The organism is Staphylococcus sp. HMSC62D11 (assembly GCF_001839145.1).
Taxonomy (GTDB): domain Bacteria; phylum Bacillota; class Bacilli; order Staphylococcales; family Staphylococcaceae; genus Staphylococcus; species Staphylococcus lugdunensis.
Genome location: NZ_KV840197.1, coordinates 415,323 through 437,122 on the forward strand (window position 1 = coordinate 415,323; position 21,800 = coordinate 437,122).

Annotated in this window: 19 protein-coding genes; 13 read left to right on the plus strand and 6 right to left on the minus strand. The window is 34.0% G+C overall.

Annotated elements, in window-relative coordinates; genetic code table 11:
* Positions 1-182: 182 nt before the first annotated feature.
* Both HMPREF3267_RS10165 and HMPREF3267_RS10170 read right to left on the minus strand, forming a co-directional pair.
* The gene (locus tag HMPREF3267_RS10165) at positions 183-1,505 is read right to left on the minus strand and encodes a CoA-disulfide reductase (protein WP_062077422.1); all 1,323 of its coding nucleotides are present in this window, start codon (positions 1,503-1,505) and stop codon (positions 183-185) included.
* Positions 1,506-1,541: 36 nt separating this feature from the next.
* Entirely contained in the window at positions 1,542-2,366 is an 825-nt protein-coding gene (locus HMPREF3267_RS10170; RefSeq protein WP_002493128.1) for a Cof-type HAD-IIB family hydrolase, read from the minus strand.
* Between the two features lie 109 nt (positions 2,367-2,475).
* Between HMPREF3267_RS10170 and HMPREF3267_RS10175 the strand changes: the two genes are divergently transcribed.
* Positions 2,476-2,784 carry a metal-sulfur cluster assembly factor gene (locus HMPREF3267_RS10175; RefSeq protein ID WP_002459529.1) on the plus strand — a complete coding sequence of 103 codons (309 nt, stop codon included), beginning with the start codon at positions 2,476-2,478 and terminating at the stop codon, positions 2,782-2,784.
* 228 nt (positions 2,785-3,012) lie between these two features.
* Positions 3,013-5,622, plus strand: a complete 2,610-nt coding sequence (gene clpB / locus HMPREF3267_RS10180) for an ATP-dependent chaperone ClpB (protein WP_012990895.1) — start codon at positions 3,013-3,015, stop codon at positions 5,620-5,622.
* Positions 5,623-5,775: 153 nt separating this feature from the next.
* On the opposite strand, the gene HMPREF3267_RS10185 is transcribed toward clpB, so the two are convergent.
* Positions 5,776-5,970 carry a YjzD family protein gene (locus HMPREF3267_RS10185; protein WP_002478428.1) on the minus strand — a complete coding sequence of 65 codons (195 nt, stop codon included), beginning with the start codon at positions 5,968-5,970 and terminating at the stop codon, positions 5,776-5,778.
* 248 nt (positions 5,971-6,218) lie between these two features.
* Here HMPREF3267_RS10185 and HMPREF3267_RS10190 point away from each other — a divergent pair, with 248 nt between their 5' ends.
* Both HMPREF3267_RS10190 and fabF read left to right on the plus strand, forming a co-directional pair.
* Positions 6,219-7,160 carry a beta-ketoacyl-ACP synthase III gene (locus tag HMPREF3267_RS10190; protein WP_002459525.1) on the plus strand — a complete coding sequence of 314 codons (942 nt, stop codon included), beginning with the start codon at positions 6,219-6,221 and terminating at the stop codon, positions 7,158-7,160.
* 13 nt (positions 7,161-7,173) lie between these two features.
* Positions 7,174-8,418 carry a beta-ketoacyl-ACP synthase II gene (gene fabF, locus HMPREF3267_RS10195; RefSeq protein ID WP_002459524.1) on the plus strand — a complete coding sequence of 415 codons (1,245 nt, stop codon included), beginning with the start codon at positions 7,174-7,176 and terminating at the stop codon, positions 8,416-8,418.
* Between the two features lie 50 nt (positions 8,419-8,468).
* Here fabF and HMPREF3267_RS10200 read toward each other — a convergent pair whose 3' ends face one another.
* Positions 8,469-8,843 carry a DUF3899 domain-containing protein gene (locus HMPREF3267_RS10200; RefSeq protein ID WP_002459523.1) on the minus strand — a complete coding sequence of 125 codons (375 nt, stop codon included), beginning with the start codon at positions 8,841-8,843 and terminating at the stop codon, positions 8,469-8,471.
* Positions 8,844-9,077: 234 nt separating this feature from the next.
* Here HMPREF3267_RS10200 and opp3b point away from each other — a divergent pair, with 234 nt between their 5' ends.
* From opp3b to HMPREF3267_RS10225, 5 genes are read left to right on the plus strand one after another with little or no spacing between them, the layout of a single operon-like run.
* On the plus strand, positions 9,078-10,007 hold the full coding sequence (opp3b, locus tag HMPREF3267_RS10205) for an oligopeptide ABC transporter permease (protein WP_002459522.1): 930 nt from the start codon (positions 9,078-9,080) through the stop codon (positions 10,005-10,007).
* Positions 10,004-11,068 (plus strand): oligopeptide ABC transporter permease, encoded by a 1,065-nt coding sequence (opp3C, locus tag HMPREF3267_RS10210; protein WP_062077424.1) that lies wholly within the window; start codon positions 10,004-10,006, stop codon positions 11,066-11,068. Before opp3b ends, opp3C begins: the two co-directional genes overlap by 4 nt.
* A 14-nt stretch (positions 11,069-11,082) precedes the next feature.
* Positions 11,083-12,165 carry an ABC transporter ATP-binding protein gene (locus HMPREF3267_RS10215; protein ID WP_002478424.1) on the plus strand — a complete coding sequence of 361 codons (1,083 nt, stop codon included), beginning with the start codon at positions 11,083-11,085 and terminating at the stop codon, positions 12,163-12,165.
* Positions 12,155-13,096: an ABC transporter ATP-binding protein gene (locus tag HMPREF3267_RS10220; protein WP_002459519.1), complete on the plus strand. Its 942-nt coding sequence runs from the start codon at positions 12,155-12,157 to the stop codon at positions 13,094-13,096. Before HMPREF3267_RS10215 ends, HMPREF3267_RS10220 begins: the two co-directional genes overlap by 11 nt.
* A gap of 25 nt (positions 13,097-13,121) precedes the next feature.
* Positions 13,122-14,774: a peptide ABC transporter substrate-binding protein gene (locus HMPREF3267_RS10225; protein WP_002478423.1), complete on the plus strand. Its 1,653-nt coding sequence runs from the start codon at positions 13,122-13,124 to the stop codon at positions 14,772-14,774.
* A 208-nt stretch (positions 14,775-14,982) separates the two neighbouring features.
* Here HMPREF3267_RS10225 and HMPREF3267_RS10230 read toward each other — a convergent pair whose 3' ends face one another.
* Positions 14,983-15,738: a class I SAM-dependent methyltransferase gene (locus HMPREF3267_RS10230; protein ID WP_002493114.1), complete on the minus strand. Its 756-nt coding sequence runs from the start codon at positions 15,736-15,738 to the stop codon at positions 14,983-14,985.
* A gap of 186 nt (positions 15,739-15,924) precedes the next feature.
* Positions 15,925-16,914, minus strand: a complete 990-nt coding sequence (gene trpS / locus HMPREF3267_RS10235) for a tryptophan--tRNA ligase (RefSeq protein ID WP_062077427.1) — start codon at positions 16,912-16,914, stop codon at positions 15,925-15,927.
* A 287-nt stretch (positions 16,915-17,201) separates the two neighbouring features.
* Between trpS and spxA the strand changes: the two genes are divergently transcribed.
* The 4 genes from spxA (at position 17,202) to pepF (ending at position 21,481) form a co-directional block, all read left to right on the plus strand.
* The gene (spxA, locus tag HMPREF3267_RS10240; protein ID WP_002459514.1) at positions 17,202-17,597 is read left to right on the plus strand and encodes a transcriptional regulator SpxA; all 396 of its coding nucleotides are present in this window, start codon (positions 17,202-17,204) and stop codon (positions 17,595-17,597) included.
* Between the two features lie 220 nt (positions 17,598-17,817).
* Positions 17,818-18,549 carry an adaptor protein MecA gene (gene mecA / locus HMPREF3267_RS10245; protein WP_062077429.1) on the plus strand — a complete coding sequence of 244 codons (732 nt, stop codon included), beginning with the start codon at positions 17,818-17,820 and terminating at the stop codon, positions 18,547-18,549.
* A gap of 100 nt (positions 18,550-18,649) precedes the next feature.
* Positions 18,650-19,621: a competence protein CoiA gene (locus HMPREF3267_RS10250; protein ID WP_002478420.1), complete on the plus strand. Its 972-nt coding sequence runs from the start codon at positions 18,650-18,652 to the stop codon at positions 19,619-19,621.
* A gap of 51 nt (positions 19,622-19,672) precedes the next feature.
* Positions 19,673-21,481, plus strand: a complete 1,809-nt coding sequence (gene pepF / locus HMPREF3267_RS10255; RefSeq protein WP_002478419.1) for an oligoendopeptidase F — start codon at positions 19,673-19,675, stop codon at positions 21,479-21,481.
* Positions 21,482-21,800 lie beyond the last annotated feature (319 nt).

A 21,800-nucleotide genomic window follows, 5' to 3' on the forward strand; every position in this document is an offset into this window, starting at 1 on the left:
TCATTTGATAGAAGAGACTAGTACATTATCCCTAGAAAACAGGATGGGATATAAATCTCAAGATAATAAGCACAAAGATGGTTTGAAATTCAACATCATCTTTGTGCTTATTTTTAGCTTCAATACTTCGTAATAATGGCTCGCTTTATATGCTAGATTTAATTAATCGTTGCCTAAAATTTTTAAAGATTACGTGCTTTGTAGCCCAACATATTTATTAAATCTTTGGGATGACTATATGGTGGCGCATAGGCGACTTCAAATTCGGTAAGTGCATCAATTGTTAAGTCATTCATCATGGCCATTGACAGCACGTCGATGCGTTTATCGACACCCTGTTTTCCTACTGCAGCAGCACGAATGATTTTACGATTATTTGTATCAAAATAGGCACGTAGATGCAATTTATCATTTCCTGGGTAATAGCCAGCATGTGTTCCACCAGTAATTTCAACCATTTTATAGTCAAAATGCTTCAATTCATTAGGCTTTATACCTACACTGGCGAATGAATAATCAAAAAATTTAACAATATTTGAGCCTAAATAGCCCTTAAAAGTAATATTTGAATTCCCAGCAATTTGTTCAGCAATAATACTAGCCGCACGATGGGCTCCCCAAGCCAATGGGACTTGTGCAGGGAGATTTACATGGCGATAATGTGATTTTATCACATCTCCAAGCGCATAAACATTGCTAATATTTGTCTCAAATTTATCATTTACTGGAATAAAACCTTGTGTATCTAGTTGGATATTTGAAGACTCAAGGAATTTAGAATTTGGATGTGTTCCTACGCCTTCTATAACAATATCATATTGTTCAAAGTGACCTGATTTAAAGTGAACGATTGAGCCGTCAATATCATCGATTTCTTCATTAAATCGATATGGTATTTTATGTTTGTTCAGCATTTCCAAAATTGGCTGATTCATGTCGCTATCCATCAGTTTATTAATTTGTTCAGAGCGATGGATTAATGTGACATCTAAACCACGATGATATAAATTTTCAAGAATTTCTAAAGCAATATAACCCGCACCAACTATAAGTGCACGTTGTGCGTGATGGTTTTTAATATATTTGTCTATTTGGTCAGTATCTTCCATATTGCGAAGTGTAAAAACCATAGGACTATCGCTGTTGAGTTTGTTAGCATTTGCACCTGGGCTGAGAATCAATTTATCATACGCTGCTTCAAAGGTTTGATTTTTCAGTCGATCTCGGACAGTTACAATATTGCGTTGCGTATCGACGGCGACAACTTCATGGTATGTTTTAACATCAATGTTTTTATCTTCTTTAAATGAGCTTGGGGTAATAGGTAATAATTGATCTCGAGATGAAACGATTTGACCTAGATAATAGGGTAAGCCACAATTAGCAAAGCTCATATCACGATCTCGCTCAAATATTGTAATCTTACAGTCATTATCTAATCTTCTAATTTGACTTGCACAGGTAGCGCCACCAGCTACAGCACCTACTACAATCATTTTTTGCATGTCTTCATTCTCCTTAAATATAGTGTACTGAATGCATTATCCTTTATAGTTATATCCTAAATCAAAAAATTCATTTAAATAACGACCAATGCCATCGCTATTGTTGTCATGAGTAACGTGGTTTGCAACATGTTTTAATTCATCTAGTCCATTATCCATGGCAACACCAAATTTCGCATATTTAATCATTTCTAAATCATTATCTTCATCACCAAAAGCGATAATTCGAGATGTTGGCACATTCAAATAGTCTTTAACAACATCAATGCCACGTGCTTTACTTATACCCCGTTTTACTATTTCAATGACAGGGAATGGTGCACCCCAACGACGATGTTCAATATTTTCAGCATAAAAACGTGTTAACATTTGCTTAATGCGATTAATATGAATTTCCTCAGCTTCCACAAGTAGAGATGTTGGCGGTGTGTCAAGAGAATTTAATAGATTACCCGTTTTTATTTTAGGATTACCCATAGAAAAACCTTCGAATAATCGAGGATCTTCATTATTGATAAAAACATGATCTTGTACTTCGGCAATAATATTTGTTACGTTTGCTTGTTGTAGTACCTCGATGACACTTTTAGCGATGTCTAAATCTAAAACTTCATGAATTGTGTCAAATTGAGCATCTTTTGGATGATGTACGAAAGCACCATTGAAATTAACAATAGGTGTTTCTAAATTAAGTTCATGATAATAAATTTGACTTGCGCGATAGGGACGACCTGTCGCGATCATGATATGGTGTCCAGCCTTTTGCAATTCCGTTAAAATTTCCTTTGTATAAGGGCTGATTTCTTTATCATCTGTTAGTAATGTGCCGTCCAAATCGAGGCATATTAAATAAGGTTGCATATAGTTCTCCTCAAACATTTTTCATTTTATTAGTATCATAGCATTTTATTGGCGTTTTGTCGGATATTTGATATATTAGTATACAGACAAATATTGAGAGGTGATACTCGTGGAAGAAGCTTTAAAAGATAGTATCCTAGGTGCTCTTGAAATGGTAATCGACCCTGAATTAGGTATTGATATCGTGAATTTAGGTTTAGTATATAAAGTAGATGTAGATGAAGAAGGATTATGTACAGTTGAAATGACTTTAACATCGATGGGGTGTCCTTTAGGGCCACAGATTATTGATCAAATTAAAACCGTGTTAGCAGAAATTCCAGAAATCCAAGATACTGAAGTTAATATTGTATGGAATCCACCATGGAATAAAGACATGATGTCTCGCTATGCCAAGATTGCCCTTGGTGTGGGTTAATTGAGATATAAATTAAATAAAGAACACTAATTTCTTGATGTTATGAAGTTAGTGTTCTTTTTCTTTAAATACTAGTAAAACTGATATCAAACGCTACAAGCAAAAATTAAAACCAAAAAGTTGAGTGTAATAGTTGCGTAAAGGCAAAAGAGCGACTATAATATAGTTAAGGTCAAAGAAAGTCAAAGTCAAAATTTGGCCAACTCTGATAATGTAGGGGTGAAATAATTGGACATTAACCAAATGACACACGCAATTCAAGGTGCGTTACAACGTGCTGTTGAATTAAGTAAAACACATGAATTACAAAATATTGAAATAGAAGCTATTTTAAAAGGCGCATTAGAACAACCGGACAGTTTAATCAAAAGCATCTTAGAACGTGCAAATATCGATGTTGATAAGCTTGAAGCAGATTATGCTGAAAAGTTACAAAGCTATCCAAGTGTACAAGGTGACAATATACAATATGGTCAATATATTAGTGCAAAAGCCAATGAATTAATGACTAAATCTGAACATTATATGAAAGCATACGAAGATGACTATATCTCTATGGAACATCTACTCAGAGCCGCTATGGATATAGATACAATCATGCAACAAACAATAGAGAATAAACAAGATGTCATTAAAGAAATAATAAAAAAAATTAGAGGGGGAAATCACGTGACTTCTCAAAATCCTGAAGTAAATTATGAAGCATTAGAAAAATATGGTCGTGACCTTGTAGAAGAAGTTCGTCAAGGTAAAATGGATCCTGTTATTGGTAGAGATGAAGAAATTCGTAATACAATTCGAATTTTAAGTCGTAAAACTAAAAACAATCCGGTATTAATTGGTGAACCAGGGGTAGGTAAAACTGCTATTGTAGAAGGTCTTGCCCAACGAATAGTCAAAAAAGATGTACCTGAATCTTTGTTAGATAAAACGATTTTTGAGTTAGACTTAAGCGCATTAGTTGCAGGGGCAAAATATCGTGGTGAATTTGAAGAACGTCTTAAAGCTGTATTAAAAGAAGTAAAAGATTCAGATGGACGTATCATATTATTTATTGATGAGATTCATATGCTTGTTGGAGCTGGAAAAACAGATGGCGCCATGGATGCTGGTAACATGTTGAAACCAATGCTAGCTCGAGGCGAATTACACTGTATTGGTGCTACAACCTTAAATGAATATAGAGAATATATTGAGAAAGACTCAGCATTAGAACGTCGTTTCCAAAAAGTAGGCGTGAGCGAACCAGACGTAGAGGACACAATTTCTATTTTACGTGGTTTGAAAGAACGTTATGAAGTTTATCATGGTGTTAGAATCCAAGACCGTGCACTTGTAGCTGCAGCGGAATTGTCTGACCGTTATATTACAGATCGTTTCTTACCAGATAAAGCTATAGATTTAGTCGACCAAGCATGTGCAACAATTCGCACAGAGATGGGATCAAATCCGACTGAATTAGATCAAGTGAATCGCCGCGTTATGCAGTTAGAAATTGAAGAAAGTGCCTTAAAAAACGAATCTGATAACGCAAGTAAACAGCGATTGGAAGAATTACAAGAAGAATTATCAAATGAAAAAGAAAAACAAGCGTCATTACAATCACGTGTTGAACAAGAAAAAGAAAAAATTGCCAAAGTGCAAGAAAAACGTGCCGAATTAGATCGTAGTCGTCAAGCTTTAGAAGATGCACAAACTGAAGGTAATCTTGAAAAAGCTGCCGAATTACAATACGGTAAAATACCACAACTAGAAAAAGAATTACAAGAATTTGAAGATGCTTTCCAAGACGAACAAGGCGATAGCGAGCGCATGATTCGCGAGGTTGTGTCTGATGAAGAAATTGGCGATATAGTAAGTCAATGGACAGGTATACCGGTATCTAAATTAGTAGAAACAGAAAGAGAAAAATTATTAAGTTTAAGTGATATCTTGCATGAACGTGTTGTAGGTCAAGATAAAGCTGTTGATTTGGTATCAGATGCTGTTGTAAGAGCACGTGCAGGTATTAAAGATCCTAATAGACCAATTGGTAGTTTCCTTTTCTTAGGACCTACTGGTGTTGGTAAAACAGAATTAGCTAAATCACTAGCAGCATCATTATTCGACTCAGAAAAACATATGATTCGTATTGATATGAGTGAGTATATGGAGAAACATGCTGTATCTAGATTGATTGGTGCCCCTCCAGGCTATGTAGGACATGATGAAGGTGGACAATTAACAGAAGCGGTTAGACGTAATCCTTATTCAGTTATTTTATTAGATGAAGTTGAAAAAGCACATAGTGACGTCTTTAATGTGTTATTACAAATCTTAGATGAAGGTCGGTTAACTGATTCTAAAGGACGTAGCGTAGATTTTAAAAATACAATTATTATCATGACTAGTAATATTGGTTCCCAAATTCTTCTTGAAAATGTAAAAGACACAGGTAGCATTACTGAAGAAACTGAAAAAGCGGTTATGGATAGCTTGCATGCTTTCTTTAAACCAGAGATTTTAAACAGAATGGATGATATTGTATTATTTAAACCATTATCAGTTAGTGATATGAGTATGATTGTTGATAAAATCTTGACGCAATTAAACATTCGCTTAATGGATCAACGCATTTCAATCGAAGTATCAGATGCGGCTAAACAATGGTTAGGAGAAGAAGCATACGAGCCACAGTTTGGTGCTAGACCATTAAAACGATTTGTCCAACGGCAAATTGAAACACCTTTAGCACGTATGATGATTAAAGAACACATGCCGGAAGGTACAAACGTGTACGTTGATATCAATGACCAACAAGAATTAACATTCGATGTTCAACGACCAACAGATAAATAAAGAGTTAAATATTAAAGCCGAGAAAGTGAAAATTAAGTCACTTCCTCGACTTTTTTATTATAGATTTAGTTAGATGATTTGCTAGTTTTAAATAATAATGTATAAAAAAACGACAAAGTCCAGAACCTTGTCGACAATTGAGATATAACGGTATTATTTTTTTGAATGTTCTACTTCACGTGGTGCTTCATTCATAGAGCTAATAAGAATTACAAATAAAGTGAAAATAACTGCAATAATTACTGGTGTAATGAAATTTAGCGTACCACCACCATTTAAACTATTCAATACAAAATTAACCATTTGTAATAAAATTAAAGACCAAATCAATGTTACGAGGTGTCTCATGAATGTTTCTACCTCCACTCTTAATATATAATACTATTGTAGTCTATCATTGATTATTTGTATAGTGACAATCATATGATACTGTTGCATTTTTTGAATAAAATGATGTAATTTTCGATATAACGTGATAGCAATAATCGCATTTTGAATGATTTTAATATGATTTAAAAGGTATCTGCTTGAGTTTAATAGACACAAATGTTAAATTAATACCTGGTATTAAAAAATGAAGTAAGAGGGTGTCATCCATGAACGTGGGTATCAAAGGTTTTGGGACATACTATCCTGAAAAAGTAATCGACAATGCCTATTTTGAGCAATTCTTAGAAACATCAGATGAATGGATTTCTAAAATGACAGGTATTAAAGAAAGACGTTGGGCTAGAGAAGATCAAGACACATCTGATCTAGCATATGAAGCAAGTAAAAAAGCTATTGCAGACGCAGGTTTAGAACCGTCAGATATAGATATGATTATCGTAGCTACAGCTACGGGGGATATGCCTTTTCCATCTGTAGCAAATATACTGCAAGACAAACTAGAAACAGGTAAAATACCAACTATGGATCAATTAGCTGCTTGTTCTGGTTTTATGTATTCAATGATTACCGCAAAACAATATATACAATCAGGAGATTATCATAATATCTTAGTTGTAGGTGCTGATAAGCTATCAAAAATTACTGACTTAACAGATCGTTCAACAGCTGTATTATTTGGAGATGGTGCCGGTGCTGCCGTTATTGGTGAAGTTTCTGAAGGTAGAGGCATTATCAGTTATGAAATGGGTTCAGATGGTAGCGGTGGAAAATACTTATACCTAAACCAAGAAAATGGTAAATTAGTAATGAATGGTCGTGAAGTATTTAAGTTTGCGGTTAGAATTATGGGTGAAGCGTCAAAACGTGTGGTTGAAAAAGCAGGATTAAAATCTGAAGATATTGACATGTTTGTGCCACACCAAGCAAATATTAGAATTATGGAATCAGCACGAGAACGTCTAGGTCTCGATAAAGATAAAATGAGTGTATCTGTTAATCGATTTGGTAATACTTCCGCAGCTTCCATACCTCTTAGTATTAATCAAGAATTAGAAAATGGCAGAATTAAAGACGATGATACATTAGTATTAGTTGGTTTCGGTGGCGGTCTAACTTGGGGCGCTATGGTTATCAAATGGGGAAAATAGGAGGAAAAAATGTATGAGTGAGAAAAATAGAGTGGTCATCACTGGTATAGGTGCACTATCTCCAATTGGTAATGATGCACATACTTCTTGGAATAATGCACTTAAAGGGGTAAACGGTATCGATGAAATTACTCGAATTAATACCGACCCGTATAACGTGAAATTGGCTGGAGAATTAAAAGATTTTAATATAGAAGACTACTTAGATCGCAAAGAAGCGCGTCGAATGGATCGCTTCACCCAATATGCAGTTGTAGCAGCACGTCAAGCATTGGAAGATGCACAATATGAAATTAACGATGATAATGCGGCGCGTATTGGCGTATGGATTGGTTCTGGTATCGGTGGTATGGAAACGTTTGAATATGCGCATAATCAATTATTAGAAAAAGGGCCTAGACGTGTAAGCCCATTTTTCGTACCGATGCTAATTCCGGATATGGCTACTGGACAAGTTTCGATTGATACTGGTGCAAAAGGTCCTAACGGTTCAACAGTGACCGCATGTGCTACAGGTACAAACTCAATTGGTGAAGCATTCAAAATTATCCAACGTGGTGATGCAGATGCAATGATTACTGGTGGTACAGAAGCGCCAATAACTGACATGGCAATTGCAGGATTTAGCGCTAGCCGCGCATTATCAACAAATAATGACAGAGAGACTGCTTGCCGACCTTTCCAAGAAGGGCGCGATGGTTTTGTCATGGGTGAAGGTGCAGGCATTCTGTTTATTGAATCATTAGAATCTGCACAAGCGCGTGGCGCAAATATTTATGCAGAAATTGTAGGTTACGGAACAACTGGCGATGCTTACCATATTACTGCGCCAGCACCTCAAGGTGAAGGTGGATCAAGAGCAATGCAAGCTGCATTAGATGATGCAGGTATTGAAGCAAAAGATGTTCAATATTTAAATGCACATGGTACAAGTACGCCAGTAGGTGATTTGTTTGAAGTTCAGGCAATTAAAAATACCTTTGGTAACGCTGTGAACAACTTGAAAGTAAGTTCAACTAAGTCAATGACTGGACACTTATTAGGTGCTACGGGTGGCATTGAGGCAATATTCTCAGCGTTGTCTATTAGAGACTCTAAAGTTGCACCAACAATTCATGCAATGACACCTGACCCTGAATGTGATTTAGATTTTGTACCAAATGAAGCACAAGATTTAGAAATTACGCATGCTATGAGTAATAGCCTTGGATTTGGTGGCCATAATGCTGTACTTGTATTTAAAAAATTCGAAGCATAAAAATTAAAATAAAAAGCTTTCTTGTTATGAGATAATAGCAAGAAAGCTTTTTATAGTAATAACGATATAATGATTGAAATAATAATATAAATAAGGGAAATGATTAACAGAGGGACGAGCCAATCAAATATTGGGTAGTCTTCTTTTTTTACGTGCTGTGGATTGAAAAATTCATCATCTTCAATCATTGTACGCTTTTTCTTCGAAGATAATTGATATTTTAGTCTTCTAAATCCAAAACTTGTTGCATCAAAAATGCCTTCTTGAATGATTAAGAGAAGAAATAGCGTGATAAAACATATGGTAGCAATGATGAATAAATTATTTAAATAATTGATTAGTGTGTGCTGACGACATAACCAGACAATGAATGAAATTAAAGGAATAAGTAATAGTCCCATTCCAAAAGTGTATTTTTGTTTCATCTTTTCACTCCGCTTTCGTATGTTATATCAGTTTACCGCACTTATTCACAAAAATAAATACATAATCCATATTTAGAAAAGCTAACGTTATTTAAAGTTACCAGTTAAAAGATTTTCTTAATAAATTGTGAAACTATATTGCAATTATATGAAAAAAGTATATATAATGTTATTAAATATTTCTGAATATTTTGAAGGGAATGTTAATTTCGACAATTAATTAGGGGGGATTAGATGTCAAAGTATGTATTAAAACGATTAATGTATATGTTTATTTCGCTCTTTATTATTATCACGATTACCTTTTTCTTAATGAAATTAATGCCGGGTTCACCATTTAATGATGCTAAATTAAATGCTGAACAGAAGGCGATTTTAAATGAAAAATATGGTTTGAATGATCCAGTAGCGGTGCAATATTTACATTATTTAAAAAATGTTGTTACTGGCGATTTTGGCTATTCATTTCAATATCATAATCAGCCTGTATGGGATTTAATAGGGCCACGATTAATTCCATCCATGGAAATGGGGATAACAGCTATGATTATTGGTGTACTGTTAGGTCTTATTTTAGGTGTAGCCGCAGCAACAAAGCAAAATACATGGGTTGATTACACAACAACAGTTATTTCTGTTATTGCAGTATCAGTTCCTTCTTTTGTGCTGGCTGTATTACTTCAATACGTTTTTGCAGTTAGATTGCGGTGGTTTCCAGTTGCAGGCTGGGAAGGATTTTCAACAGCGGTATTACCGTCTCTTGCATTATCTGCGAGTGTGATGGCAACAGTAGCGCGCTATATTAGAGCAGAAATGATTGAAGTATTAAGCTCAGATTACATATTGTTAGCGCGAGCAAAAGGTAATTCATCTATGCGTGTGCTTTTCGGACATGCATTACGCAATGCTTTAATACCGATTATCACGATTATTGTGCCAATGTTAGCTGGGATTTTAACTGGCACACTTACAATAGAAAATATTTTTGGGGTACCTGGATTAGGGGATCAATTTGTTAGGTCTATAACTACAAATGATTTCTCAGTTATTATGGCCACTACTATTCTATTTAGTACACTATTTATAGTATCAATATTTATTGTGGATATTTTATATGGAATGATAGACCCACGAATTCGTGTTCAAGGGGGTAAAAAACAATGACACAAAATATAGACAAGTCACTTGATGATCAATCTAATGCTGCTATGACGCATACGTCAGAAGGTATTATGGCCACTGATTTTGTTATGCGTGACATCGACTTGAACAAAGAACCCGAAATGCAACGCGAGAGTAAGAATTTTTGGCAAGATGCATGGGCACAGCTTAAGCGTAATAAACTTGCGATTGTAGGAATGATTGGGCTGATTCTCATTGTTATACTTGCGTTTATTGGACCGATGTTAAGTCATCATGATTATGCGGAACAAGATGTTAATCGCCGTAATCTACCAGCTAAAATTCCAGTGATAGATAAAGTATCTTTTTTACCATTTGATGGCACAGGTTCTGACGGGTCAAATGCATATGGTAAGGCAAAAGTGAACGAAAACTTTTGGTTTGGTACAGACCAACTCGGTCGTGATTTATGGACCCGCACATGGAAGGGTGCCCAAATTTCCTTGTTTATTGGGATTGTCGCTGCTATTTTAGATATTTTCATAGGCGTTGTATATGGTGCCATTTCGGGATTTTTTGGCGGTAGAGTGGATAATGTTATGCAACGTATTCTTGAAATTGTTGCTTCTATTCCTAATTTAATCGTAGTTATTTTGTTTGTATTGATTTTTGAGCCTTCTATTTGGACGATTATTTTAGCAATGTCGATTACAGGATGGCTAGGCATGAGTAGGGTTGTGCGAGGAGAATTTTTAAAATTAAAAAATCAAGAATTTGTGATGGCTTCAAGAACACTTGGTGCTTCAAAATTCAACTTAATATTCAAACATATTTTGCCTAATACATTAGGAGCTATTGTTGTTACATCAATGTTTACAGTTCCTAGTGCTATTTTCTTTGAAGCATTTTTAAGCTTTATAGGAATTGGAGTGCCTGCCCCACAAACGTCACTAGGTTCACTAGTCAATGATGGTCGTGCGATGTTGCTCATACATCCACATGAATTATTCATACCAGCCACAGTACTGAGTTTATTGATTTTATTCTTCTATTTATTCAGCGATGGATTACGTGATGCATTTGATCCTAAAATGCGTAAATAAAGGAGGCATATGAGATGTCAGAAAGAGTACTAGAAGTGAATGATTTGCATGTTTCCTTTGATATTAACGCTGGGGAAGTGCAAGCCGTTAGAGGTGTAGATTTCTATTTGAATAAGGGCGAAACTTTAGCCATCGTAGGTGAATCAGGTTCTGGAAAATCTGTGACTACAAAAGCAATTACGAAATTGTTCCAAGGGGATGCCGGAAGAATTAAACAGGGCGAAATTATTTTCTTAGGGGAAGATTTAGCACAAAAGTCAGAAAATGAGTTGATAAAATTACGAGGCAAAGATATTTCGATGATTTTTCAAGATCCAATGACATCACTGAACCCTACAATGCAAATAGGCAAACAAGTCATGGAACCACTAATTAAGCATAAGCATTTTAGTAAATCGCAGGCAAAGAAACGCGCGCTAGAAATACTCAATTTAGTTGGATTACCAAATGCAGAAAAAAGATTTAAAGCATATCCTCATCAATTTTCAGGTGGACAACGACAAAGAATTGTTATAGCTACCGCTTTAGCATGTGAGCCTAAAGTATTAATTGCCGACGAACCAACAACGGCTTTAGACGTAACAATGCAGGCTCAAATTTTAGATTTAATGAAAAAGTTACAACAGAAAATTAATACGTCAATTATATTTATTACTCATGATTTAGGTGTTGTAGCAAATATTGCTGATAGAGTTGCCGTGATGTATGGTGGTCAAATGATTGAAACTGGGGATGTGGATGAAATATTTTATGATCCTAAACATCCTTATACATGGGGGTTGTTGTCATCAATGCCAGATTTAGATACTAAAAATGATACACCATTGGTTGCAATTCCAGGAACTCCACCCGACTTATTAAATCCACCACAAGGCGATGCGTTTGCGCGTCGTAGTCAATATGCATTAGATGTTGATTTCAAAGCCGAACCACCATGGTTTAAAATTTCTCCTACGCATTTTGTGAAATCGTGGTTGTTAGATGAGCGCGCGCCTAAAGTTGAACCACCAGAAATGGTTCAGAAAAGGGCTCATAACATGCCTAATAATTACGACAAGCCACTAAAAGTAGAAAGGGTGTCGTTTAATGAAAAATAAAGATATTTTACTAGAAGTTAAACACCTTAAACAATATTTCAATGAGGGTAAACGAAATGAAGTAAGAGCCATAGAAGATATTTCATTTAATATTTATAAGGGTGAGACATTAGGGCTTGTTGGAGAATCAGGTTGTGGTAAATCAACGACTGGAAAAGCAATTATTAAATTAAATGAAATTACCAGTGGTGAAATTATGTATGATGGCGTAGATATTCAAAAAATAAAAAATAGAAAAGACTCACTACGATTCAATAAGAAAATTCAAATGATTTTTCAAGATCCATATGCATCATTAAACCCACGTTTAAAAGTTATGGATATCGTAGCAGAAGGCATAGATATTCATAAAATGGCAGTAAATAAACGTGATCGCAAGAAACGTGTCTATGATTTGCTTGAAACGGTAGGGTTAAGTAAAGAACATGCGAACAGATATCCACATGAATTCTCTGGTGGTCAACGTCAACGTATCGGCATTGCTCGTGCATTAGCAGTAGAACCAGAATTTATTATTGCCGATGAACCAATATCAGCACTGGACGTATCTATTCAAGCACAAGTCGTAAATTTAATGCTGAAGTTACAACAAGAACGAGGTATTACATTTTTATTTATTGCACATGATTTATCGATGGTTAAATATATTTCAGATCGTATTGCTGTCATGTATTTTGGGAAAATAGTTGAATTAGGACCTTCTGAAGAGATATATCATCATCCACTACACGATTACACAAAATCTTTACTTTCAGCTGTTCCTCAACCTGATCCGGAAAGTGAAAGAACAAGAGAACGTGTTGCTTATATCGCTGATGATAACCTTGATAATGATAGAACATTAATGGAAATACGGCCAGAACATTATGTTTTTGTGACAAATGAAGAAGCAGAACAGCTCAAGACACAGTCAATGGTTAGTCATACTTAAATTTAGGGGAAGGGGGAATAAGAACATGAAAAAGTTGATGTCGATACTTGCATTTTTCTTAGTTACAAGCACTGCACTTACTGGGTGTGGCAATAAAGAAAGTTTATATTCCGACAAAGGAAATGTGTTTAGAAAAGTTTTAACTCAAGATATGTCTTCACTAGATACAGGATTAATTACAGAAGAAATATCATTTGAAGTTACAGCGCAAGCCTTTGAAGGATTATATGTACTTGGACGTGGAGACAAAGCAGAATTAGGGGTAGCCCAAGATTTTCCTAAAAAATCAAACGGCGGAAAGACATTGACAGTTAAGTTGAAAAAAGATGCGAAATGGTCAAATGGAGATCCTGTCACGGCGCAAGATTTTGTTTATGCTTGGAGAAAGGTAGTTAATCCTAAAACAGGGTCAGAATTTGCGTATATTATGAATGATATCAAAAATGCGTCACAGATTAATACAGGAAAAAAGCCAGTTAAAGACTTAGGGATTAAAGCTTTAGATAGTCATACTTTAAAGATAGATTTAGAAAAACCAATTCCATATATTAACCAATTATTAGCTTTAAACACATTCGATCCACAAAATGAAAAAATTGCCAAAAAATATGGTGAAAGTTATGGAACAAAAGCTAACAAAGCAGTTTATAACGGACCTTTTAAAGTTGATCAATGGAAACCAGAAGATAAAATAATGTTGTCAAAAAATGATAAATATTGGGATAGAGATAAGGTTAAACTAGATAAAGTAAATTATAAAGTACTTAAGGATCAACAGGCTGGTGCTTCCTTATACGATACGGGTTCAATAGATGATACAACGATTACTGCTGATCAAGTTAATAAATATAAAAAATCAAGTGGTTTAAAATATCGTTTAACTTCAGGCACCTTTTTTATTAAAATGAATGAAAAAGAATTTCCAGCTTTTAAAAATAAAAATTTAAGGTTGGCTATCGCACAATCTATTAATAAACAAGGCTTTGTAGATTCAGTTAAAAACAACGGTTCTACACCTGCTAATACTTTTACTGCTAAAGGCGTTGCAAAATCCCCAAACAATAAAGATTTTGCAAGTACTATAGATTCAGAATTAAAATATAATCCAAAATCTGCTAAGTCACATTGGGATAAAGCTAAAAATGAATTAGGAAAAAATCAAATTGCTTTTTCAATGAACACAGAGGATACACCAGATGCTAAAATAGCAGCTGAATATATAAAATCACAAGTTGAAAAAAACTTGCCAGGTGTAACACTAAAAATAAAACAATTGCCATTTAAGCAAAGAGTAAATTTAGAATTAACTGAGAATTTCCAAGCATCATTAGGTGGTTGGTCTGCAGATTATCCCGATCCAACCGCATATTTAGAAATTATGACGACAGGAAACGCACAAAACAATACAGACTGGGGTAATAAAAAATATGATAGTTTGATAAAATCGGCTAAAGGTGATTTATTGCAGAAAACAAATGAAAGATATCAAGCAATGAAGCAAGCAGAAGAATTATTGTTAGATGATGCGCCAGTAGCACCAATATATCAAAAAGGAGAAGCACACTTGATGAATCCTCAAGTGAAAAACTTTTACTTCCACAAAGTTGGCCCAAACTATTCATTAAAACAAGTATATATTGATAAATCGATTGATAGAGAAACAGGTAAGAAGAAATAAATAATAGTTACCTATCATTACCTATAAATTGAAGTTCTACTAGGAAAAGTTGTGAAATTAATATGATAAAGGCGAGAATAGTCCTAATGACTAAATTATCGCCTTTTTCATATTAATTACATTATTAGCTGTAATGCCAGCTTTTAAAAGGCTATTATATCTTATTTGTTCTTTGTTATAAATTTCACTTGCTAATTCAACAAATAACTTATTTGGTGGCTGCATGTACGATGTAATTTAAATCTGATTTATGATTTTTAAATGTGATAAACATGCGTTTAAACATAGAGCGATTGTCTTTTTTTAGTGCATTTTTAATTATTTTAATTGTACCAAATATACCTTCGTCATAAATCATACCTTTTGGTGTCATTAATGTCATAGGTCCATAGTGATTATGTACGCTACTAAATCCAGCTTCTTTGTAAAGTTGTGTCCAATGCTCTGGTGTAAGCGGTGTTACATTGACATTGATTGCAGACGATAGGTGTTGAATTACTTCTTTTTCCTTATCATCATTCATAACAGCAACATCTTGAGTAAGTAATATACCTCCTGGTTTTAGCACTCGAAAGTATTCTGCTACTGCTTGTTGTTTTGCTTTCATTGGTAACATGGTAAGCATCGCTTCATTTAAAACAATATCGAATTGATTATCTTCGAAAGGAAGGCGGATAGCATTTGCTTGCTGTAGCTGTATGAGATGTTCTAAATGAGCTTTTTTAACATTTAAACGACCTTTATCAAGTGCTTTTTTATTTAAATCTACGGCTGTAATGTGGCATTGATATGTTTTGGCTAAATAAATGGAGGTCGTACACATATTACAAGCTACTTCTAACACTTGTTTTTTATAACTAAATTGTCCTTGAGTAATTAACCAGTCTGTTGCTTTTTTACCTCCGGGGCGTAAGCGTGTTTTACCTAATTTTGCTAAAAAAGTGTGTCCAGGTTCTTTTGACATGATGTATAGCCAGCTCCTTAATGATAATTACTATTAATCAAATTTTATCACGTTAATTTGATAAAGGTTATGGCTATTTAATGAAAAATAAAAGGGAGAGAGACTACGAATTCATAATGAATTCGTAGTCTCTCTCCGGCAAGATTGTTTTCAAGTACTTTGAAGCGGGTACATTATATTTAGTTATTAACGTTTACGTCCCAATCCCATAGCTTTTTCCATCTTTTTCAATGTTTTCATTGACGCTTTTTGTGCTTTATCGCGGCCTTTATCTAAAATAATATCTAGTTCTTCAGATTGATAAAATGCATTATATTTTTCTTGGAAAGTAGTAAGAAAATCTTTGACAATTTCCGCTAAGTCAGATTTTAATTTGCCATAACCTTCACCTTCATATTTCTGTTCAATATCTTGAATAGATTCATCTGTAAGACTGGAATATATAGATAAAAGATTAGAAATACCAGGTTTATTATCACGATCAAATTTGATAATACCATCAGAGTCGGTAACTGCACTTTTGATTTTTTTAGCAGCAATATGAGGTTCATCTAATAATGAAATAAAGTTTTTTTGATTATCATCACTTTTGCTCATCTTTTTAGTTGGTTCTTGAAGACTCATTACTCGTCCACCTATTTTAGGCATGCGAATTTCAGGTTTAGTTAACACATCATTATAGCGACTGTTAAATCGTTCAACTAAATTACGCGTTAATTCCATATGTTGTTTTTGATCTTCACCAACAGGAACAATGTTTGTATTATATAAAACAATGTCTGCTGCCATCAATGGAGGATAAGTTAGTAAGCCGGCTGGTATACCATCTGTGCGCTTTTGCGCTTTATCTTTGTATTGAGTCATTCGCTCTAATTCACCTACAGATGCAATTGTAGTTAGCATCCAACCTGCTTGGACGTGTGCAGGTACTTCAGATTGAATGAATAGCGTTGATTTGTCTGGGTCAATACCTGAAGCTAAGTAAATCGCAGCTAATTGTTTAATTTGTTTACGTAACTTTAAACGATCCTGAGGGACTGTTATTGCATGTTGATCAACGATACAAAAAAAACAGTCATAGTCATCTTGAACTTCTACAAATTGCTTTAAGGCTCCAATGTAGTTACCTAATGTTGGTATACCACTTGGTTGGATTCCAGAAAATAAAGTTTCCATATGTATGCCTACTTTCTAAAATAATAATTTCGTTTTTAACTATTATAACAGTATTTCTTTAAAATGAAAGTTATGTTAAACTATGTACGTACCTGATTTATAAGACGTTTCGGCATATTGAAAGAATTTAAAGATTTCTCAGAAAAATGAGGATTTTCTCATTTAATTTTAATGTTAGATGTCTATAATAAGTATTGTAAGATTAAGAGAGATAAAAAAGTGCAATATCTTAATCATTAAATTATAAAATCAATGAATAATATTCATTCTATAGGAGAGTGAGATGTATGGTAACATTATTTACTTCACCAAGTTGCACATCTTGCCGTAAAGCGAAAGCATGGTTACAAGAACATGACATTCCATATACGGAGCGTAATATTTTTTCTGAACATTTAACAATTGATGAAATTAAACAAATTTTAAAAATGACTGAAGATGGAACAGACGAAATTATTTCTACTCGTTCAAAAACATACCAAAAATTGAATGTAGATATCGATTCTTTACCATTACAAGATTTATATTCTATTATTCAAGATAATCCTGGATTGTTACGTCGCCCAATTATTTTAGATGACAAACGATTACAAGTGGGTTATAACGAAGATGAAATTAGACGTTTCTTACCAAGAAAAGTTCGTACTTTCCAATTGAAAGAAGCTCAACGTTTAGTAGATTAATATTTAAACGGTCTTAACTTATCAAAGTGTTAATTATGATATTTTAAATGTACAACAGCGCTGCGTGACGTAGTGCTGTTTTTTGTACTTAAATTAGGGAATGTGTTATTATAGGGAATCGATAGTGAGGCTTTGATCATTCAGAACAAATCAATTGTATTTTTACAGACGTTTTAATACAATATGATTACGATTCATCGACTGTAAGGAGTGAGATGATATGAGAATAGAACGCGTAGATGAAACAACTGTTAAATTGTTTATAACTTATAGTGATATTGAGGCTAGAGGTTTTAGTCGTGAAGATTTATGGACAAACCGTAAACGCGGAGAAGAATTCTTTTGGTCAATGATGGATGAAATTAATCAAGAAGAAGAATTTGTGGTCGAAGGTCCATTGTGGATTCAAGTGCATGCATTTGAAAAAGGTGTAGAAGTACTTATTTCAAAATCTAAAAATGATGAAGCCATGGATGAAGCTATGAACATGTCTGACGATGATGCAAATGATCAATTTGACCAGCAGTTAAATGAATTACTTGCAGCTAGTGCGTTAGATAAAGACCAAAAAGCAGACGATATGTTTGAACAAAGTGCCAATAATAAATCTACTAATAAATCAGATACGGTCCAAAGTCAACGTGCCAATATGAGAACAATTATTGTTAAATTTGATGATTTGGAACATGTGATTGATTATGCTTATCATCATAATCAAGCGACTGACTCATATGAAGACTTGCTTTATATGCTTGATTCTAATTACTATTATGCAGTTCACTTCGATGAGAAGGTTGAACAAGAAGACATCAATGATTTTTATAGTCAATTATTAGAATATGCTTATCCTACTGATAAGACTGAAGTATATTTAGATGATTATGGAAAAATTATTATGAGTTACAATGTAACTGCTCAAGTACGTCGTTATTTTCCAGATACAGCTGAATAATGAGTTGTTATAAGTTACCAAGATACGTTAGCGTGTCTTGGTTTTTTTGTTGAAGTAATTTGAAGATAATGTACGTTTAATATTTATGAGGTGTTGACATTTGTTAAGTGCATTTAATAACAAAAGACAACTGATAAAGGCAGTAGACGCAATGAATTCCGAGCATTATTACTGTCCCAGCTGTAGGGAGTTAGTGATTTTAAAGAGAGGTTATAAAGTCAAGGCACATTTTGCCCATCGTTCCCACAGTTTATGTATACATGCTAAAGGAGAATCACAATTACATTATCAAATGAAATATCACATTGCTCAATCATATCTTTTGCATGGACAGAAGGTAGAAATAGAACCTTTTTTAACTGATATTCAGCAATACCCTGATCTTTTAATAAATGACAAATTTGTTATTGAATTACAACTTTCTACAATTCCATTTAATATCATAAAGCAGCGTACAAAAGGATTAATGTCTGTAGGAAAGCATGTAATTTGGTTGCTTCAAGGTCTACAATTTAGCCGAAATCAATTGACTCTAACACAGTTTCAAAGTAGTTTTATCCATCCAGAACAGCGCACACTTTATGAATGGGATGATAGAGAAAAGTCATTTTATTGTTATCATCACATTCAACATCTTGGAGGCAAGCGCTTTAGTGCAAGGAAAACACAGACTTCTCCACTTAATATATTAAAGTTACAATCACCATGCCCGTCAGTTTCCTTTAAATTAGCTAATCATCATATAAAATATTATATTCAACAATGTCGAAGACAAAATTCAGTTTTAGAACCAACTTTAAGTGCAATATATCAATTACGACTATCAGATGATCAAGCTACTCAATTTTTAGGTTATATTTTTCCCAATCAAATTTATATCAATTCTCATCCAATCGCATGGCAAGCACAGTTATTGTTGTATTTAGCACATAAAATTAACTTTAATTCCTTTAAATCAAGCGTTAAATTTAGGAATTTACTTTTTTCGAATGCAACAGAGGAAGATATTTTAAACATGTTAATTACACAATATAAACAAACATTTGATTCGATGTTTAAACGTGCAAAATAAGCTAGAACGTGAGAAAATTAGAAATATCACATTCACAAGGAGGTATATATAATGAGTCAACAACTAACTCGCGAAGAACAAGAACAACAATATCCTCAATATACTTGGGATTTAACTACTATTTTTGAAAGTGATGAAGCGTTCGAACAAGCGTTTAAATCAGTTGAAAATAAAATTGGAGAAGAGCAACGATATCAAGGACATCTTGGTGATAATGCACAAACATTATATGAGGCTTTGGCCTTTGAAGATGAACTAGGAAGTCAACTTGAAAAAGTATATGTTTATGCCCATTTAAAACAGGACCAAGATACTGCCAATGATAAATATACTGGTTTCGAGTCACGTGCGCATCAATTAATTATTAAGTTTAGCTCAGCTTGGAGCTTTTTAATTCCTGAAATTTTACAAATTGATGAAGTTAAACTTCAAACGTTCATCGATGAAAATGATAATTTAAAGCGATACGCGTTTGATTTAAAATTAATCAATGAAAAGCGTGAACATATTTTAGATGCAGATACGGAAAAATTATTAACTGAAGCTCAAGATGCATTATCAACACCGTCAAATGTCTATGGTATGTTTTCAAATGCAGATTTGGAATTTGAAGATGCAATTGATAAAGATGGTAATACACACCCATTAACACAAGGTACATTTATTAAATATCTAGAGTCAGATGACCGGAAGTTGCGTGAATCAGCATATAAAAATGTCTATAAAGCATATGGTTCTCATAATAATATGTTAGGCGCAACATTAGCTGGTGAAGTGAAAAAGAATGTATTTAATGCAAGAACGCATCATTATAAATCTGCACGTCAACGTGCATTAAGTAACAATCATATTCCAGAAGAAGTCTATGACAATTTAGTGGATACAGTTCACAAATATTTACCGTTATTACACAGATACACTAAATTACGTCAAGAATTACTAGGTTTAGATGACTTGAAAATGTACGACTTATATACACCATTAGTAAAAGATATTAAATTTGAAATGCCTTATGAAGAAGCGAAATCATGGATGCTTAAAGCACTAGAACCTATGGGCGAAGAATATTTAAATGTCGTCAAAGAAGGCTTAGAAAATCGTTGGGTAGACGTATATGAAAATAAAGGTAAACGTTCAGGTGGCTACTCTTCAGGTGCGCATTTGACGAATCCGTTTATTTTATTAAACTGGTCTGATACTATATCGGATTTGTATACATTAATTCATGAATTTGGACATTCAGCTCATAGTTATTTTAGTCGACAAAATCAACCTTCAAATGCGAGTGATTACTCAATATTTGTGGCAGAAGTTGCTTCTACATGTAATGAAGCGCTTTTAAGTGATTATATGGATAAGCATCTTGATGACGAACGTCGTTTACTATTATTAAACCAAGAGTTAGAACGTTTTAGAGCAACATTATTCCGTCAAACGATGTTTGCAGAATTTGAACACAAGATTCATCAAATTGAAGAAGCGGGAGAACCATTGACACCTACTCGCATGAACGAAGAATATGCAGCTTTAAATAAACAATATTTTGGAGAAACTGTGGAAACAGATGAAGATATCAGTAAAGAATGGTCTAGAATTCCACATTTCTATATGAATTATTATGTTTATCAATATGCAACAGGTTATAGTGCCGCTCAAAGTTTAAGTCATCAAATATTGACAGAAGGTAAACCGGCCGTAGAACGCTATATCAATGAATTCTTGAAAAAAGGTAGTTCAAATTATCCAATTGAAATATTGAAAAATGCCGGTGTTGACATGACTTCACCAAAACCAATCGAACAAGCATGTGAAGTATTTGAACAAAAATTAGATGCATTTGAAAAATTAATAAAAGCATAGGCTGTGGTGAATGTTCGTATTGGTCACGCTTACAATTTGTCAAGTTTGTGACAAATTGAATGAAACAAGAATTTCTTATTGAAACACCTTGTTGTGCGTGTTATATTATGAACATGAAATTAATCACATAACAAACATACCCCTTTGTTTGAAGTGAAAAATTTCTCCCATCCCCTTTGTTTAGCGTCGTGTAATCAGACACGGCGTTTTTTTATACCCAAAAACAAAACATTCAAACGAGACACAAAAAATCAAACAAAGCAACCAAAAACACAAACAAAAAACGAACAGGGCCCCAGCACAAAGAAATTCCGTAAGA

Coding starts and splice junctions, on each gene's coding strand:
- pepF (WP_002478419.1), top strand. CDS start 19,673: ATGAGTCAACAACTAACTCGCGAAGAACAAGAACAACAATATCCTCAA.
- HMPREF3267_RS10230 (WP_002493114.1), bottom strand. CDS start 15,738: ATGTCAAAAGAACCTGGACACACTTTTTTAGCAAAATTAGGTAAAACA.
- fabF (WP_002459524.1), top strand. CDS start 7,174: ATGAGTGAGAAAAATAGAGTGGTCATCACTGGTATAGGTGCACTATCT.
- HMPREF3267_RS10185 (WP_002478428.1), bottom strand. CDS start 5,970: ATGAGACACCTCGTAACATTGATTTGGTCTTTAATTTTATTACAAATG.
- opp3b (WP_002459522.1), top strand. CDS start 9,078: ATGTCAAAGTATGTATTAAAACGATTAATGTATATGTTTATTTCGCTC.
- HMPREF3267_RS10200 (WP_002459523.1), bottom strand. CDS start 8,843: ATGAAACAAAAATACACTTTTGGAATGGGACTATTACTTATTCCTTTA.
- HMPREF3267_RS10215 (WP_002478424.1), top strand. CDS start 11,083: ATGTCAGAAAGAGTACTAGAAGTGAATGATTTGCATGTTTCCTTTGAT.
- trpS (WP_062077427.1), bottom strand. CDS start 16,914: ATGGAAACTTTATTTTCTGGAATCCAACCAAGTGGTATACCAACATTA.
- spxA (WP_002459514.1), top strand. CDS start 17,202: ATGGTAACATTATTTACTTCACCAAGTTGCACATCTTGCCGTAAAGCG.
- HMPREF3267_RS10165 (WP_062077422.1), bottom strand. CDS start 1,505: ATGCAAAAAATGATTGTAGTAGGTGCTGTAGCTGGTGGCGCTACCTGT.
- HMPREF3267_RS10170 (WP_002493128.1), bottom strand. CDS start 2,366: ATGCAACCTTATTTAATATGCCTCGATTTGGACGGCACATTACTAACA.
- opp3C (WP_062077424.1), top strand. CDS start 10,004: ATGACACAAAATATAGACAAGTCACTTGATGATCAATCTAATGCTGCT.
- mecA (WP_062077429.1), top strand. CDS start 17,818: ATGAGAATAGAACGCGTAGATGAAACAACTGTTAAATTGTTTATAACT.
- HMPREF3267_RS10225 (WP_002478423.1), top strand. CDS start 13,122: ATGAAAAAGTTGATGTCGATACTTGCATTTTTCTTAGTTACAAGCACT.
- HMPREF3267_RS10220 (WP_002459519.1), top strand. CDS start 12,155: ATGAAAAATAAAGATATTTTACTAGAAGTTAAACACCTTAAACAATAT.
- HMPREF3267_RS10190 (WP_002459525.1), top strand. CDS start 6,219: ATGAACGTGGGTATCAAAGGTTTTGGGACATACTATCCTGAAAAAGTA.